Raw genomic sequence first — 16,734 nt, forward strand, 5'->3', positions numbered from 1 at the left:
CACTTACTTATACAATTGAATGAGTTCTAGAATTTCTTGGTCTTTAAACTCTTTTGCTAATTGATGCAGTCTTTTCGCAAAGGGAATGTATTTCTCATCCATTTGTTCGAGTAGGGCTGCTTGTTTAATAATTCCCTTAAAGTTGCCTTTCATCACTAATTCGTACAAAATTTCCATTTGTGCTGTAGGTGGAGCAACTAGACTCCCACGATCTTGCTCTTGATTGCTTGCAGTTTCTGGCTCTTCATAAATCCACTCCAAATGGAGATGTTGTTTCAATTTCTCGAGCAACTCAATAGCCTCTACTGGCTTGGGAAGAAAATCATTTCCTCCTGCTTCTAAACTGCGCTGGCGATCGCTTTCAAAGACACTTGCAGATGACACAATAATAATGATGTCCTTAAATGCTTCAGACTGGCGAATACGCTCAATGAGACCAAACCCTTCCAGTTTTGGCATCAGCAAATCGGTGATGACTAAATCTGGCTGAAATTCCTCCACTTTTTGCCAGCCCTCTTCCCCATCACTTGCTTCAAGGACATCAAAACCAATCGGACTGAGTAAATTGACAATAACAGAGCGATTTGCCCATTTGTCATCAACAATCAGAATTTTAGGTTGGCAATATTTTATACCATTAATCTGTCCGCGAGCGTCTGTTTGGGATGTTTTCGCCCACTCATCAGCAACAGGTAAGTTGACATCAAACCAAAAAATACTGCCAACACCCAGCTCGCTCCGAACTTGAATGGAACTCCCCATTAATTCCACGATTTTTTGGCTAATTGCCAATCCAAGCCCCGTACCTTCCGTCTGTCGTTGTCGGTCTCCCACCTGCTCAAAGGGCTGAAAAATGGCTTGGAGTTGTTCTTGGGCGATACCGATACCAGTATCGCAAACTTCAAAGCGAATTGTGCTTTCTGAAACATAGCCGCTCGTGAAAATAACGCTGCCTGTATCGGTAAATTTGATAGCATTGCTAAGAAGGTTAATCAGCACTTGTCGCAAGCGTTTTTCATCAGCTTGGATACCAATTGGTAGGTCTGATGTCAAGTGGTAGTGAAACTCAATGCCTTTGAGTTCGGCGCGGATGCGGCACATTTCCGCTACACCTTGCAGAAATGCAGGCAAGTGGAAGTCAGTAGGTAGAAGTTCTAATTTTTGAGCTTCAATCTTTGATAAATCGAGAATATCATTGATTAGAGTGAGCAAATGCGAACCACACTGGTAAATCACATTAATTTGCGATCGCTCTTCTTCAGTCAAGTGTTTTGAACGTTGCAGGATTTGAGCATACCCCAGTATGCCATTCAATGGAGTTCGCAACTCGTGGCTCATGTTAGCAAGAAATTCACTTTTTGCATAACTTGCTGCTTCTGCGGCTTCTTTCGCTTTAGCAAGCGCTAGTTCAGCTTCTTTGCGAGCGGTGATATCGCTATGTATTCCAATCCATTCTCGAAGGCTTCCATCTGCGTTCAATATGGGAACACCTCGTACACTCATGTAGCGATACTCGCCATCATAACGGCACAAACGATGCTCAATTTCGTAATATATCTTCTTATCAAGTGCATTTAACCACATTTCAGCAGTATATGCTCTATCTTCAGGATGAATCGCATTCAACCAGCCCCATCCTTGAAATTCATCAAAAGATTGTCCGGTAAAGGCATGCCATTGAGGTTGTTCTGTGACAAACTCGCCCTTTCCGTTAGTATCCCAGATAATTTGAGATGTTGCTTCAATCAACAAGCGAAATCGTTCTTCGCTATGTTGAAGCGCTATCTCTGCTTGTTTGCGCTGAGTCATGTTTTCGTTGTACATGATCGAGCCGCCAATTTCACCACTCGTGGTGTACCAAGGGCGAAGTGACCAGCGCATCCACAGAAGCGATCCATCTTGTCTTAGATAGGCGTCTTCATCACTTTGTGCGATCGCACCTGTCAAACATTGTTGGTGAATTTGCTTCCATTCTTCAGGCTGATCCGGAAAGATCTCGTAGTGAGAGCGCCCGATAATGTCATCGGTCAAGTTATAGTCCTCGAGCCATTTTGAATTCACCATTAAATAGCGCATTTCGCGATCGAACAGCACTATCCCAACAGGAGCATATTCAATTGCTTGCGGTAAGTAGGTTGCACGTTCATATAAAGGCGTGACTGACATTTGTTATGTAGGGCTTTCCAGCGTTGAGTATCTTAAATTAAGTATTCCCTAAAAGCATAGAAAAATAACAGATCTCATCAACAAACAAAAACTCCCAACACTTGGTGTGGGAGTTATCATCTTTCACCTGAAACCGATCTAGAGACGCGAAGCTTTGCGTCTCTAAATCTCTAGACTATCTAGCGCCAACTACGCCAAGCTTCTTCTGAATTTCAACCTTAGCTGCTTTGAATTGAGTTGCCAATTGCTCGCTTTGATCGGAGCTTAAGTTGTTGCGGATAGCAGCAAACATTGTGCTTTCTTCTTGACGAATGTGGTCGCCAACAATATCCATCAAGTTTTTAATTCTATCTTTGAACTGCTCCATGTTAGAAGGGTTGATAGATTGAATTTCTTTTAACAACCGCTTCATTTCAGCTTGCTCGTCGTACAGTTCTTGAGTGTCGTTCTGACCGTAGAAGGGACGCACTGCAGGATAGACAACTTGCTCTTCAGCTTCAGCGTGAGCAGTGAGATCCTTGAAGATCTGACCGAAGTACTCTTGGATCTTTTGAGGATTGTTGCTAGCTAAAAGTTCGGTGAACAGGGTGTTAACCTTGTTGTGATCCAGACGGATAACATCCTGAACGTTCAAATCGTTCTTATCAGAGGTTTGGGTAACTGCGCTACCAAATACACCGCTTAATGCAGCCATAGCGTCTTGAACGCGTCCCCAGATACCTTGATCGGCGTCTTGACCGGTGAGTTCGCGAACACCCAGAATCTCTAGAACACCCTTGAGTTGCTCTTGATGAGCGCGGTTCTCAAAGTTAACAGTGTTTAAAGGTCCAATAGCCAACAATACGTCAGCACCAACTTTTTGTGCTGCTTTGTGAATGGTCAAACCAGTCATCACTTGCTGGTGCTTCAGCAATTCGTGCTGGAACACTTTTTCATACAAGCTCAATTCAGATCCTTGCTGCAATTGACGAACCTTGTCAATCATTTGTGTAACTGTGTTTTCTGGTTCGGCTTGAATGCCATACTGACCGATTACAGTTTCCAGAACGCCTATGTTCTTGTTATCATCATCAAGCATCTTCCGGAAGCGATCGGCAACTTCGGAATCGCTAATTTGGCTGAGCAACTTTTGCTCGTTTTCAACGATCAGCTTTTGAATTGCCTTCATATCTGCCAGTTTAATAGCAAGGGCAGAACGCTTGGTATCATCTAAAGTTGCAACCATTTTCTGGTTCCCCTCTGGAAAATTTTTTGTAGTGATTTCAATTTCAAAAGTTGCACAATTATCAATTACATTCCATCTTTCTTTTGACCGATAGCTCACAAAACTTCGGGTAGAAAAAAGAAAATTCACCTCAATTAAAGGAAATCTCAGCTATTTGATAGATAAGAGAGTTCTTTCGATTACCCCACAAGATAGATTAATTGTCTGCGCCAATTTTCTAGATTGGCGCAAGGAAGATCAAATAGGAGATAAAAACACAATGCCCGATAATCCGGGACTTGGCGAGCATGCACTAAACAAAGCCGCAGAAATAGGTCTATCCAGCCAATTAGATGAAGTAGAAAATTTGGATGTAAATATTCAAACCGATCCCTTCAAACTCATTCAGGGTGAAGTGGATTCAGTGACTATTGAAGGCGAAGGTTTGGTTATGCAAAAAGACCTTCGCATGCAGGAAATGGAAATGCATACGGGTAGCGTAGCTATCAATCCCCTAAGTGCTGCTTTTGGAAAGATAGAACTTACCAAACCAGCAAAAGGAACTGCCAGGGTTGTTTTAACTCAAGAAGATATTAACCGTGCCTTTAACTCTGACTATGTTCGCTCTCAATTGCAAGAGCAAAAAATTCATATCAACGGGCAATCTAGAACAATTGTTACTCAACAAGTTGATTTTCGGTTACCCGGTAATAACAAAGTTACGTTAAGCGCTAACGTGATTTTAAAAGAAACTAATGAAAATCACAAAGTAGCCTTTTCCGCAGTACCTAAAGTTAGCGGAAACGGGCAAACAGTGAGTTTGGAAAATGTGGAATATGCCGAGACTCAAGAAGTATCTCCCGAACTCACAAAAGCTTTGGTAAATGCAACTAGTAAAATTTTAAATTTGAGTAATTTCGATTTAGAAGGAATGACCCTCCGAATTAAACAACTAGAAGCTGAACAAGGCAAACTCATTATCCAAGCAGAAGCTTTTGTGGAGCAAATTCCTACAGGCTAGTCGATAAAGAAGCCTGGAACTAGAAACAAACTTGCCTTCTTGTGGGAGATTTGTTTCTATTCCCCAAACCCCAGTTCATTTTATACAATAGTCAAGGAAGAGAAATGACGGAAACTCAAGAAAGAAACACAACACCCTATCCAAATATTCCTGCTTTTCTAGAAAGTGATAACAGAGAATTTAGAGACACTGGTATCCCGAGTACGGTTTCAGTGGTAGGACACCCCATTCACCCAATTCTCGTTCAATTCCCGATCGCTTTCCTTGTAGGAGCACTGTTAACTGATGCAGTCTTCTGGTTCACTGGAGATGTTTTTTGGGCAAAAGCTTCTTTTTGGTTAATTGTTGGTGGATTAGTAGGGGGTCTTGTAGCAGCTTTGACTGGTATTTTGGATTTTCTCAGAATACCTAGAGTCCGCAAGCGTACTGCAGGTTGGGCGCATATGTTTCTCAATATTGCAGCTCTTTTACTGACTGTTATTAATCTTGCAGTCCGTTGGAATAACCCTATATCGGCTGTATTGCCTTGGGGACTTGTTATTTCAGTTCTTGTTGCTACTCTTCTTGGTGTCTCTGGTTGGTATGGTGGCGAATTAATTTATCGCCATAAAATTTCAGTCATTGGCAATGGTAACCCAAATTACCCGTAGGGCGATCTCTTTACGGGTTTCTTGGCTGGAGAATGGTGTATAAATGTAGTTTAACTTCTTTTCCCCAGCCCCAATTCTAAAACAATGCTGTCCAGACAAACACCAAACTTTCACATCCTCTTATCTTTGCTCATCGTTACCGCGATGGGTTTTTTCTTTAAGTATTATGTCGGTCCTGGCGATGGATGGTTAAACAATTATGGATCTGCTGTTTTTTACGAAATTTTTTGGTGCTTATTTGCATTTATATTTTTTAAAGGTCAAGCAGCTATCTGGCAAATTCCCTTATGGGTTTTTCTTATCACTTGTATGCTGGAATTTTTACAATTATGGCATCCACCTCTATTAGAGCAATTCCGCGCTACCTTGATAGGTCAGTGGTTGCTTGGTACGACTTTTACTTGGTGGGATTTTCCCCATTACTTGTTGGGCTGTGTTTTGGGGTGGTTGTGGTTGCAAAAATTACCATATAAAGGCAGCAAGGTAAAAGGTAATGTTTGATACTTGATTTATAAGGCAGAAGCACCCCACTAGCTATCAAGACAGCGGGGCGGTTTTATACGACTTATAATGGACGTGGCTATTTACCCCAACATCTTCATTCGTAGGCGTCCATAGCTGTCTTTATAACATGATGCAAAAAAAAGTCAAAGTTAAACCCAATTCAAAAGTTGCCAAAATAGAAGAAGAAGCTGATGGAAGTCTTACAGTGCATCTAAAATCTCCACCTGTAGATGGTAAGGCGAATGAAGAGTTAATTCGATTGCTCGCAGCAAAATTTGACGTGCCAAAATCCTGTATTAGGATTAAGTTGGGTTTATCGTCACGGCAAAAGTTAGTTGAAATTGATACTCATCAGTGAGCGGCGATCGCGAAGCACTCACCCTTTGCTCTTCATATTAAAAAAATAGGAGCTTGGAGCAACAGATGAACGCAGATGAATGCGGGAATAGCTTGTTCTATCTGCGTGTCTCTGCGTAGGTAATGTATCTTGTGTGTATTGAGTAATAACTCACAACTCGACAGTTTGAAATGTTTTAATTTCTTCCGTGATACTGATATGTCCTGGTTGTGCTTTCACTCGTTCTATCCAAGCTTGTATTTTAGGAAAGGGCGATAGGTTAAATCCTCCTTCCTCAGCTACATGAGTGTAAGCAAATAAACCAATATCAGCAATTGTGTATCGGTCTCCTACAAAAAAATGGTGATTTGATAAATGGTTTTCCATGACTTTAAGAGCTGCGTAACCTTGTTCGCGTTTTTGCTCTATAGCTGTAGTGTACTCTTCAGCTTTACCTAGTATGGAAATCCAAAATCTTGGTGTAGCAATGTAAGGTTCGTGGCTGTACTGCTCAAAAAACAACCACTGTAGTACTTTTGCTCGTGAATAGGGATCGTAGGGTAAGAACTCCGTTCCTTCACTAAGATACACCAGAATGGCATTTGATTCTGTTAAGTATTTCCCTGGTTGAATTTCCAAAACAGGAATTTTACCGTTTGGATTTTTACTTAAAAATTCTGCTGTTCGGGTTTCACCATTGGTAATATTAACCTCTACCCTCTCAAATGGGATGCCAATTTGTGTCAATAAAAGACGTATCTTGTAGCCATTGCCTGAGGGTAAAAAATCATACAAACGCAGGGTTTCCATGCCAAAAAAAATTGGGATGAATTGGTTGACAGGTCATGTTGTAAAAATACAGCATATCTTCGGAAAAGACAAATAAATATGATAAAATATATAGACAAGAAAACATTTTAGTAGAAAAAAGAATTCTCTCAAAAATAAAAAATAAAAGTAATATTTAATGCCGGACTTTAGATGTTTAATATTAATCATTAGTTAAGGAAAAAGTATGTGTGGAAGATTTACTTTGAGCCAGTCAGCAACAGCTTTAGCACAAAGCTTCCATGTGGAAATTTCTGACTTGGAGCCGAAATATAACATTGCACCTACGCAAATGGTATGGGCAGTCTTGTACGACCAAACCAGTGAAAAGCGTAAATTACAGCAGTTACGATGGGGTTTGATTCCTTCATGGGCAAAAGAGCCAGGAATGGGAGCAAAACTGATTAATGCAAGAGCAGAAACAGTAGCAGAGAAACCTGCTTTCCGTTCGGCGTTTAAACGGCGACGTTGTTTAATAGTGGCAGACGGTTTTTACGAATGGCAGCAACGTGACGGGAAAAAACAGCCGTTCTATTTTCGCCTACAAAATGGGGAAGCTTTTGGGTTTGCAGGATTGTGGGAGGAATGGCAATCGCCCGCAGACCAAACCGTATCATCCTGTACAATTTTGACAACAAAGGCAAACGAATTACTCGAACCAGTACACGATCGCATGCCAGTGATTCTCGCTCGGAAAGATTACGATTTGTGGTTGGCTCCGCAGGTGCAAACGCCAGAGATGGTACAACAACTAATGCAACCCTACCCATCTGAAGCAATGACTGCCTATCCTGTAAGCACTGCAGTAAACAATCCCAAGCACGATAGCCCAGATTGTATTCAAGCATTAAGCGCGAAAATGTAGCTGCAAATCAGTTAGATTAGCTATTGAGCAGTTGGTTAGTGGTGAGTACTGAGTACTCAACTGCCTACCAGGCACCTTGCAAACCGCAATTATATTGGCACCGACATCATAACAAACTCAATATGCCAAGAACTCAGAAGAACGACAATTTCATTGACAAAACCTTTACAGTTATGGCAGATCTAATCCTTAAGATTCTGCCAGCTAATAAGAGAGCTAAAGAAGCCTTTGTTTACTACCGAGATGGAATGTCGGCGCAGTCAGAAGGAGAATACGCTGAAGCTCTAGAAAACTATCAAGAAGCTCTCGAATTGGAAGAAGATACCAACGATCGCAGCTACATTCTCTACAACATGGGATTAATTCACGCCAGCAATGGCGAGCACGACAAAGCATTGGAATTGTATCATCAAGCTTTAGAATGCAATCCCCGCCTACCCCAAGCCTTAAATAACATTGCCGTTATTTACCACTATCAAGGAGAAAAGGCAAAAGAAGCAGGAAACGAAGACCTTGGAGAATCGCTGTTTGACCAAGCTGCAGATTATTGGATTAGAGCAATCCGCTTAGCTCCCAATAACTACATTGAAGCCCAAAACTGGCTGAAGACAACCGGACGCTCTCAAATTGACGTATTCTTTTAGTCAGTGACCAGTGACCAGTGACCAGATAAATCATGATTGACCGCGAACAAGTCCGCAAAGTCGCTCTTTTAGCTCGGTTAGAGTTAACACCAGAAGAGGAAGAGAAATTCACCACACAGCTCGGAGATATTCTTGACTACGTGCAGCAACTGAATGCATTAGATGTGACTGATGTACCACCCACAACACGGGCTATTGATGTCAGTAATGTAACACGACCCGATCGGCTGCAACCCTACAGCGATCGCGAAGCCATTCTTCAGAGCGCACCCGAGCAAGAAGGTGAGTTTTTCAAGGTTCCCAAAATACTCAATCCTGAAGAGTAAGTGGTTAGTGGTTAGTGGTAGATAGTATTAACCTTTAATGGTGTCAATAATTATTAGGTTCTACCCTCAGAGGTAAATTTAGTTACTAGCAATCAGCTATAACTAATACCAGAAGATCGGCAACCACCAACAATAACAGGCGAGACGCCTGTGCTACACACTAACCACTAATCACCAACAACTAAGAACTAAAACAATGAGCTTGGGAATCCTGAAAGATGGTCAGTGGGTATCGCAACGGGAGCAAGAGGACTCACAAGGAAAATTTATCCGTCCCTCAACAACCTTTCGCAACAAAATTACAGCTGACGGTTCTAGTGGGTTCAAAGCTGAACCGGGACGCTACCATTTGTACATCTCTTGGGCTTGTCCTTGGGCAAACCGCACTGCCATTCTCCGCGAATTGAAAGGACTGCAAGATGTCATTGGTCTTTCGGTAGTTGCACCAGAAATGCGGGACAACGGTTGGGAATTTTCTGATGAACCGGGATGCATTCCCGATACAATTAACAGCACTCAGTATTTATGGCAACTTTATCTCAAAGCCGACCCCAATTATACCGGACGAGTCACGGTTCCCGTTTTATGGGATGCACAAAATGGCACAATAGTCAATAATGAATCCCGAGAAATTATACGGATGTTGGACACCGAGTTTGATGCTTTTGCCAAGCACGATGTCAATTTTTATCCAAAAGACTTGCAGAAATCTGTAGATGAGACCATTGATGCCATTTACCAACCTATCAATAATGGCGTGTACCGGGCTGGATTCGCTACAACTCAGTCAGCCTATGATGAAGCAGTGACTGAATTATTTGCAGCTCTCGATCGTTGGGAGAAACTTTTAGGAAAACAACGCTATTTGTGTGGAGATCAAATCACTGAAGCAGATTGGTGTCTGTTTACAACTCTGTTTCGCTTTGACGCAGTTTACTACGTGCATTTTAAGTGCAATTTACGCCGGATTACTGAGTTTCACAATCTCTGGAATTATCTTAAAGATCTCTATCAACAGCCAGGAGTTAAAGAAACTTGTAATCTCGACCATATTAAACGGCACTATTACAAAAGTCATCCCAAAGTCAATCCCACTCGGATTGTTCCCAAAGGACCGATTATTGATTTTGATGCTCCTCACGATCGCCTAACACTGACCGAGCGTCGGTGACTGGTTCAGACACTCTCGTTTCCAGGCGAAGCCTGGGAACGAGAAAGACCAAAAAGAAGTACAACTACAAACCCATTTAGCTGCGACAAACTTGTTGTAAGGTAGCAACAAATTCTGGGTAAGAAACAGCAGCCGCTTCCGCACGCTGGATGTGAGTGGCTCCAGAAGCATTGAGGGCTGCGATCGCCAAACTCATTGCAATTCGGTGATCGGTATAACTATCGACTTCAGCACCTGAAAGAGGAGTACCTCCAGTAATTTCCATCCCATCGGGTAACTCTGTCACTTTTGCTCCCATTTTATTAAGTTGATGAGCCATCACAGCAATGCGATCGCTTTCCTTGACTCGCAATTCTTCAGCATCTCGAATCACTGTTGTTCCTTCTGCAAAAGCTGCTGCAACTGCCAAAATAGGAATCTCATCAATCAACCTGGGTATTATGTCGCCTGCAATGGTGCAACTCTTCAAACGACTGGAACGTACCCGTAAATCTGCTACTGGTTCTCCTGCTACCGTGCGCTCCTGCACTTGCTGGATATCAGCACCCATCATTTCCAACGCTTCTAAAATGCCAGTACGGGTGGGATTAACGCCAACATTTTCAATGGTCAATTCCGAATTTGGTACGATCGCTCCTGCGACCAACCAAAAAGCAGCAGAACTGATATCTCCCGGTACAATCACTGTTTGTCCGTGAAGTTGAGATGGTCCGGTGACAGTGACGCTGTTGGTTTCCGGGTCTACAGTTAATTCTGCTCCAAAAGCCTTTAACATTCGCTCGCTGTGATCGCGGGAAAGGGCTGGTTCGGTAACTGTTGTTTTTCCCTCTGTTAATAAACCTGCAAGCAGAATGCAGGATTTGACTTGTGCTGAAGCAATGGGAGAATTAAAGTGGATGGGCTTGAGAGCTGTTCCTTGAACAGCCAGAGGAGCTAGGGAATTTCCCTTCCGCCCCCAAATTTGTGCTCCCATTTCTTGTAAAGGTTTAACAACACGAGACATGGGACGCGATCGCAGTGAATTATCTCCCGTGACAGTAAAGAAACGTCCTGGATGAGATGCGAGAAGCCCCAGCATGAGACGGATTGTTGTTCCAGAGTTTCCCGCATTGAGGACATCAATGGGTTCTTGTAAGTTTCCCAAACCAATACCTTTCACCTTCACGAGTTCCGTATTTAATTCGGAAATTTCTGCGCCCATGGCTTGGAAACAACTCGCTGTGCTGCAAGGATCTTCCCCCAAAAGCAAACCTTTAATTGTGGTTTCCCCAGATGCTAGAGCACCCAACATTAAAGCTCTGTGGGAAATGGATTTGTCCCCAGGAACTCGGATACGACCTTGTAAAGATAATCCAGTCGTTGGTCGTTTAATGATTAAGTTTTGAGAAGTATTGTCCCCGATTTCTACAGTTATAACAGAAGCTGACATTAGGATGAATTGACGTGTGACTGCGCTAGTATCCTATCGCTTTCTCAGTACCGTCAGAGCTACCGATATTTGTTAATTTCTGAAACGTTTATTGGCTTTTAACCCTTTTCGCTCCCATGCTTACTCACCATCGCAAGCCCGTGTGCTTATCACTGGTTTCTACAGATCTACCAGTTTGGTCTGTTGTTGAAACTGCTGCAACTCTTTATCAGAAAGATTGCGATCGATTCCACTTACTTTTAACGACACCACCTGTAAAGAATTGTAAAACAGAAAGACCCCATAACGAACAAAAGAATTTATTGGAAGAACCAAGCAGCGCTATCCCCAATAGCCCCAGAGTCCTTTGGTTGGAGATCTCCCCTTACCGAGTCATTATGACCATGCAAGGTAACAATCAGCTCAGTTACCGTCATTTTTGGGAACAAGGGGTTTATGGAATTACTCGTTACTGGTTACCTAGCGAACCCATACAACAAAACGAACCTATACGTCTGCGGAACTTTACTCGCAATTTAAAATTGGACGGACATCCTTTTCCCAAGCATTTGCGAGTGGAATACGAATTGTGGACGGGAGATGTGCAATTGGGAAATTACATCCTTCAATTAGATATTAAACATTGATGGCTAATGGCTAATGGTTAATGGCTAATGGTTAATGGCTGATGGCTAACGGTTAATAGCTAAGGTCAGACTGGAAATTTCTACAATTAGCTATTAGCTATTAGCTATTAGCCAAAATAACTTGGTGCGTTACCAGGTTTCCATTTGATATTGCAACCGACACTTGGCTTTTGCTCGCTTAAGAGCGATCGCTCTGCTAATACAGCTTCTATAGCAGCACGTAAATCTGCACCTGTTACGGGTTTCCCATTACTCGGACGGCTATCATCTAATTGTCCCCTATAAGCTAACCTGCGATCGGCATCAAATAAGAAGAAATCGGGAGTGCAAGCGGCGGTGTACGCTTTTGCTGTTTCTTGGCTGTCGTCGTAACAAAGGGGAAAGTTAAAATCTAGCTCTACAGCCATTTTCTTTAATGACTCAGGTGAATCATCTGGGTAGTTTTTAGCATCGTTAGCACTGATAGCAACAATTGCCAAATCTTTACTGAGATAATCTTTACCCAATTGTGCCAGTTCTTGTTTTACATGCTTTACAAACGGGCAATGCTGACAGATAAACATAATCAATAGCGCTTTCTTCCCCGTGAAGCTAGAAAGCGAAATTGTTTCCCCAGTTCTGACATCCGGTAACTCAAAATCCGGTGCTTGAGTACCTAGCGGTAACATCGTTGAAGCAGTTAAAGCCATGATTCACCGAATCAGTTATTAGTTAACAATTATCATTGTAGGAAAAAATGGTTGGTAGTTGGTAGGGGCGTCAAGCATTACGTCCGTATGGGAGTTGGCGTTAACGCCAATTGCGTGACTGGGGCTGTATGGGAAGTTTTGAAGGATGGGTAAACAATCTCTCTCGAACGAGGAGCATTGGTAAACTCAGGAATCCAAAAAATATAACAAATCCGGTCATTAGCCAAACAGTGAAGCGTTTGGGTTGATAATTTCCCTGTTCGATCTGCTGGAAAACTTGATTGTACTGCCATGCTGCTAAGGCAATAGTCACAATACCAAAGATGACTAAAGTTATGCCCAAATTCTCTGAGTTAAACACTGGATGCGGTACGGGTTCTTGTTGAGTCAGAGTAAAGTTCAGCTGGCGTAAAAACAAACCAAAGCGAGCCAGAGCAAAACCAAAGCCTATCAGCGCTATTGAAGTGCGTAGCCAAGCTAGAAATGTGCGTTCATTAGCTTGGTGCTCCCTTTGACGATCTATATTGGGCGTTTTATTCATAGTTAGCAGTTGTGTTCTCTCTGACCCAAAAGAACATACCGCATTTTGTACCTTTGAACACTCTTTCCTTCGGACAGCTTTTAAAACAAAAAGACGCGATGGGCTCACGTCTCTTTGCTACCAGAAGTAAAAATTATTTTTACAGGTTTTGTAGTAAACCAAAGATTCCATGACCTGTAAACACTTCTAACGCTATTAGAGACACAAAGCCAATCATCGCCAAACGACCGTTGGTAAGTTCGGCGTAAGGAGTAAAACCAGTGCGATCGCCTTGCTCGTCTACGTAGACTTTAGGCTCGATGGCAAAATTGTTCATTTTACCTGCTTCGTCAACTATGGCACCTCTATACTGCATAAAAATGTCCTGAATGAAATAATTGCTTTATGTAAATAAATGTAACAAATAAGTTAAGGAATGTAAAGCGCTATAAGTTTTGTTGTGGGTACTGGCTGTGAAGCTTTTAACCTGGTTATGCGAAGGTCATGATGAAAAAATGTACAGATTTGGCGAGCAGTCATTTCTCGTTACCAGCCTCCGGCTCGTTGAGCCGATTTAAGACAGGAGGCTCATTGTCAGCCAACAAAATTGGAAGAAGCTTTTGGTGTAGTATTAAGAGTCTGTGTATAGTTCTAGCTCCCCGATTTCTTAAAAGTCGGGATCTGGAAACACATTAAGTTACTTAAAGAAGTCGGGGATTTGGCAGCGCTATGACCGTAAGCGCATTTCAGTTTAAATATAAAGCACTGTACAAGCCCAATCAGTTAATTTACGGGCAGGGACAAACAGTGATCGTGACAGGATGGACGGTAAAGAGTACAGTGCAAAAGCACTTGCTACCAGAAGAGTATGCAGTTATTGGACAGTTGTACTCTCCTACACGAGGACTGAACTTACTGATTCGCAATTTGCTTCTTAACCCCCACGTTCGTTACTTGGTGATATTGAATGCGACGAAGGAAGACAAGAATGCAGGTGCGTGTGAATGCTTGCTAGACTTCTTCCGCAATGGTTTTGAAAAAGGTGTCAGTGATACTGGGCGACAGTGCTGGGTTGTGAAGTCTTCGTATTCTGGATACATCGATATTGAGGTTGATGCGATCGCATTACAGAACCTGCGACAGTCAGTGGAGTATCGTGAAGCCAAATCCATTGCTGAAGCGGTATCTTCTGTGAAGTCCTATGCTCAACAAGGAGCCATGGAACCTTGGGGATCGCCTTTAGAATTTGATCTGTCTGGTGTTGAGTCTGCGATTTTACCAGGGGAACGGTACGGACATAGAATTGAGGGAAAAACCATTGCTGAAACATGGGTAAAAATTATTCATCTCATTAAGACAACGGGGACTCTTCGACCAACTGCATATGATGGACAATGGCAAGAATTGATCGATCTGATGGCAATTGTTACCTCAGAACCAGAAAATTTTTATTTTCCAGAACCCAATTATTTACCAATTGACCGAAGCTTTCTGCAAGAATATGTTTCTCAAATTTTAGATGATGCTCCCCAACATGAAGGTGTTAAATATACTTACGGGCAGAGATTGCGTTCTCATTTTGGGCGGGATCAAATTCAGTTGTGTATTGACAAACTTGTCAAGGATATCAATTCAGCAAGAGTCGTGATGTCTTTGTGGGATGTGGGGAATGATGCCAATGATAGCCCACCTTGTCTTAACCATATTTGGGTGAGAGTCGTTGATAGCGAGCTATCTCTCACAGCAACTTTCCGCAGTAATGATATGTTCTCAGCATGGTGTGCAAATGCTATGGGTTTGAGAGCATTGCAAATGCACATTAGAGATAAAATTAATAAAAGTGCGGCATATAATTTGAAACTGGGTCCGCTTGTTACTGTTAGTCAAAGCGCTCACATATATGATGATTGTTTTGAGAACGCTGAAAAAGTTATAAAAACTTACTACCCTAAAATTTGCCAACAACGTGACTATAGCGATCCCTCAGGTAGTTTTACGATTGTAGTACAAAATGAGGAAATTGTTGTCGAACACATGACGCCCGGTTCGGGAGAAGTTGTTAATTGTTATTCGGGAAAATCTGCCAAACAAATTTTAACCTGGATCGCAGCAGATTGTCCTGCCTTGCAAGTCGAACACGCCATGTATTTGGGAAGAGAGTTGCAGAAAGCAGAGCTTGCTTTGTCAAGTACAGGAGAGTTGATATACGAGCAAGACCGACCGTTAAAGAAATTTGTTACTATTAACTGAACATCAGATTTTAGCAAGAGTAACCATAGCTTGTTGATTTTGGTATTTCCCATTACGATCTGCGTATGAAGTAGCACAAGGATCTCCTTCAAAGAAGAGTAGCTGAACAACCCCTTCATTTGCATAAATGCGACAGTCTGCACTAGAAGCATTACTGAATTCTAGAGTAATGTATCCTTCCCAACCAGCTTCAATAGGAGTTATGTTAGCAATTATCCCGCATCTCGCAAGGGTAGATTTGCCTACGCAAATTGCTGTCACATTTTTAGGCATTGAGACTTTTTCACGACTCACTCCAAGTCCGTAGGCGTTGGCTGGTATGACAAAGTACTTTGAACCATCTTCATCTTCCTGAAGAACAGCTGTTTCTAAATTTTTAGGATTGAAGCGTTTGGGGTCTACAATTGTACCCGGAATGTGGCGAAACACGCGAAAATCCAATTCACTTAAGGATAAGTCATAACCATAAGAACTAAGACCAAAACTTATGACTTTTCGATTCTCAAGTTGTCGAATCAAAGACTTTTCAAAAGGAACAATCATTCCCTTTTCTGCTTGCTCAATAATCCATTTATCATTCTTAATCATTGTTCCAATCTTGTAACTAAATAAACTGAAATACTAGGATAGCTTAACGCGAACGCCTTCTTGTTTGTGTTCGCATTGGCGATCGCCACTTAGCTTGTACCTTGCATACAACGTGTCAAAGGTTCACGATTAAAAACAGTAATTTCTCCTCATCCAGGTCGATTTGCGTCATTGGTGCGGTTCCAAGCTACTTCTTACTAAGGCTGATGGCTGCGACGAATTTCTGAAATCTGATCTGCTATATCTAGAATAGACTGGGGCATTTCTGGGCCCGTAAAAATAATATCAATGTGTGACGGACGATTTGCCAAAAATGCCAAAACTTCTGTTTCAGGAATTAAGCCAAAGTGAATGGCTAGGCTAAGTTCATCCAAGACAACGAGAGAATACTTATCCTCGAAGATAACTTTTTGCGTGTATTGCCATAACTTTTGTAAAGATTGCGCTTCGGTTTCGTCCACCTGTGGTGTATCAATGCATCGAGGTAAATCGCAACGTATCCAATCTAATTTTTGTCCCAACCGCATTGGGCGATCGTGTCCCTGATGAATGCCACCCTTAAGAAATTGTACAACTAGCACGGGTGTACCCTGACCTGCTATCCTCAGTGATTGAGCCATAACACTGGTAAAAAAGCTACGGTGAGGACTTGTAAAAACTTGTACTAACCCTTTCATGGAATACGGCAAGTCAAGAGTTGAATTTTCACTGGAAGTTTCTAGCTGAGCAATCATAAATTTTGTGTAATAATTTACAAAAAATAAATATTTTTACTGAATTCGTTTTTTGCAAGTCTACCTATATAATTTAGCCATTTTCTACAGTACGCAATGTTTCTAGCTAGTTGCATTCTTAGTCAACCACTAGGTTTGGGGTTTAGTCAAGAGTAAGCTGCTGCCCATATAATTTGCATATT

19 protein-coding genes are annotated in these 16,734 nt (G+C 42.1%); 10 read left to right on the forward strand and 9 right to left on the reverse strand.

Annotated elements, in window-relative coordinates; all coding sequences use genetic code 11:
• Positions 1-3: 3 nt before the first annotated feature.
• A complete protein-coding gene (locus tag AB0756_RS15465) occupies positions 4-2,166 on the reverse strand; it encodes a PAS domain-containing hybrid sensor histidine kinase/response regulator (protein WP_082051778.1) in 2,163 nt (720 codons plus the stop codon).
• A gap of 175 nt (positions 2,167-2,341) precedes the next feature.
• The gene (locus tag AB0756_RS15470) at positions 2,342-3,391 is read right to left on the reverse strand and encodes a hemerythrin domain-containing protein (protein WP_038077204.1); all 1,050 of its coding nucleotides are present in this window, start codon (positions 3,389-3,391) and stop codon (positions 2,342-2,344) included.
• A gap of 259 nt (positions 3,392-3,650) precedes the next feature.
• Here AB0756_RS15470 and AB0756_RS15475 point away from each other — a divergent pair, with 259 nt between their 5' ends.
• The 4 genes from AB0756_RS15475 (at position 3,651) to AB0756_RS15490 (ending at position 5,903) form a co-directional block, all read left to right on the forward strand.
• Positions 3,651-4,391, forward strand: a complete 741-nt coding sequence (locus AB0756_RS15475) for an LmeA family phospholipid-binding protein (RefSeq protein ID WP_038077088.1) — start codon at positions 3,651-3,653, stop codon at positions 4,389-4,391.
• A 104-nt stretch (positions 4,392-4,495) separates the two neighbouring features.
• Positions 4,496-5,041 carry a DUF2231 domain-containing protein gene (locus tag AB0756_RS15480; protein ID WP_038077090.1) on the forward strand — a complete coding sequence of 182 codons (546 nt, stop codon included), beginning with the start codon at positions 4,496-4,498 and terminating at the stop codon, positions 5,039-5,041.
• Positions 5,042-5,125: 84 nt separating this feature from the next.
• Positions 5,126-5,542, forward strand: a complete 417-nt coding sequence (locus tag AB0756_RS15485) for a ribosomal maturation YjgA family protein (protein ID WP_202048750.1) — start codon at positions 5,126-5,128, stop codon at positions 5,540-5,542.
• A 133-nt stretch (positions 5,543-5,675) separates the two neighbouring features.
• Entirely contained in the window at positions 5,676-5,903 is a 228-nt protein-coding gene (locus AB0756_RS15490) for a DUF167 domain-containing protein (RefSeq protein ID WP_038077094.1), read from the forward strand.
• A gap of 150 nt (positions 5,904-6,053) precedes the next feature.
• Here the strand turns inward: AB0756_RS15490 and AB0756_RS15495 are convergent, their stop codons facing one another.
• The gene (locus tag AB0756_RS15495) at positions 6,054-6,692 is read right to left on the reverse strand and encodes a glutathione S-transferase family protein (protein ID WP_038077097.1); all 639 of its coding nucleotides are present in this window, start codon (positions 6,690-6,692) and stop codon (positions 6,054-6,056) included.
• Positions 6,693-6,897: 205 nt separating this feature from the next.
• On the opposite strand from AB0756_RS15495, the gene AB0756_RS15500 reads away from it, so the two are divergent.
• From AB0756_RS15500 to AB0756_RS15515, 4 genes are all read left to right on the forward strand, one after another.
• Complete coding sequence (locus AB0756_RS15500; RefSeq protein WP_038077101.1) at positions 6,898-7,575, forward strand: SOS response-associated peptidase; 678 nt, start codon at positions 6,898-6,900, stop codon at positions 7,573-7,575.
• Between the two features lie 122 nt (positions 7,576-7,697).
• Positions 7,698-8,219: a photosystem I assembly protein Ycf3 gene (locus AB0756_RS15505; protein WP_038077104.1), complete on the forward strand. Its 522-nt coding sequence runs from the start codon at positions 7,698-7,700 to the stop codon at positions 8,217-8,219.
• Positions 8,220-8,251: 32 nt separating this feature from the next.
• The gene (gene gatC / locus AB0756_RS15510; protein ID WP_038077107.1) at positions 8,252-8,545 is read left to right on the forward strand and encodes an Asp-tRNA(Asn)/Glu-tRNA(Gln) amidotransferase subunit GatC; all 294 of its coding nucleotides are present in this window, start codon (positions 8,252-8,254) and stop codon (positions 8,543-8,545) included.
• Between the two features lie 196 nt (positions 8,546-8,741).
• Positions 8,742-9,716, forward strand: coding sequence for a glutathione S-transferase family protein (locus AB0756_RS15515; protein WP_038077110.1), 975 nt, complete (start codon positions 8,742-8,744; stop codon positions 9,714-9,716).
• Between the two features lie 76 nt (positions 9,717-9,792).
• Here the strand turns inward: AB0756_RS15515 and aroA are convergent, their stop codons facing one another.
• The gene (aroA, locus tag AB0756_RS15520; RefSeq protein ID WP_038077115.1) at positions 9,793-11,145 is read right to left on the reverse strand and encodes a 3-phosphoshikimate 1-carboxyvinyltransferase; all 1,353 of its coding nucleotides are present in this window, start codon (positions 11,143-11,145) and stop codon (positions 9,793-9,795) included.
• Between the two features lie 116 nt (positions 11,146-11,261).
• Between aroA and AB0756_RS15525 the strand changes: the two genes are divergently transcribed.
• The gene (locus tag AB0756_RS15525; RefSeq protein WP_038077118.1) at positions 11,262-11,771 is read left to right on the forward strand and encodes a hypothetical protein; all 510 of its coding nucleotides are present in this window, start codon (positions 11,262-11,264) and stop codon (positions 11,769-11,771) included.
• A gap of 107 nt (positions 11,772-11,878) precedes the next feature.
• Here the strand turns inward: AB0756_RS15525 and AB0756_RS15530 are convergent, their stop codons facing one another.
• The 3 genes from AB0756_RS15530 to AB0756_RS15540 all read right to left on the reverse strand — a co-directional run bounded on the left by AB0756_RS15530 (position 11,879) and on the right by AB0756_RS15540 (position 13,356).
• Positions 11,879-12,460 carry a thioredoxin family protein gene (locus AB0756_RS15530; protein WP_038077121.1) on the reverse strand — a complete coding sequence of 194 codons (582 nt, stop codon included), beginning with the start codon at positions 12,458-12,460 and terminating at the stop codon, positions 11,879-11,881.
• 100 nt (positions 12,461-12,560) lie between these two features.
• Positions 12,561-13,001, reverse strand: coding sequence for a YidH family protein (locus tag AB0756_RS15535; RefSeq protein WP_038077124.1), 441 nt, complete (start codon positions 12,999-13,001; stop codon positions 12,561-12,563).
• A 139-nt stretch (positions 13,002-13,140) separates the two neighbouring features.
• Complete coding sequence (locus AB0756_RS15540; protein WP_038077127.1) at positions 13,141-13,356, reverse strand: chlorophyll a/b-binding protein; 216 nt, start codon at positions 13,354-13,356, stop codon at positions 13,141-13,143.
• Between the two features lie 353 nt (positions 13,357-13,709).
• Here AB0756_RS15540 and AB0756_RS15545 point away from each other — a divergent pair, with 353 nt between their 5' ends.
• Positions 13,710-15,230, forward strand: a complete 1,521-nt coding sequence (locus AB0756_RS15545; protein WP_038077130.1) for a thymidylate synthase — start codon at positions 13,710-13,712, stop codon at positions 15,228-15,230.
• Positions 15,231-15,233: 3 nt separating this feature from the next.
• On the opposite strand, the gene dcd is transcribed toward AB0756_RS15545, so the two are convergent.
• Both dcd and AB0756_RS15555 read right to left on the reverse strand, forming a co-directional pair.
• Entirely contained in the window at positions 15,234-15,818 is a 585-nt protein-coding gene (gene dcd, locus AB0756_RS15550) for a dCTP deaminase (protein WP_038077132.1), read from the reverse strand.
• A 197-nt stretch (positions 15,819-16,015) separates the two neighbouring features.
• Positions 16,016-16,552, reverse strand: a complete 537-nt coding sequence (locus tag AB0756_RS15555; RefSeq protein WP_038077135.1) for a P-loop NTPase family protein — start codon at positions 16,550-16,552, stop codon at positions 16,016-16,018.
• Positions 16,553-16,734 lie beyond the last annotated feature (182 nt).

The sequence above is a fragment of the Tolypothrix campylonemoides VB511288_2 genome (genome assembly GCF_045999855.1).
Lineage (GTDB): Bacteria > Cyanobacteriota > Cyanobacteriia > Cyanobacteriales > Nostocaceae > Scytonema > Scytonema bouteillei_A.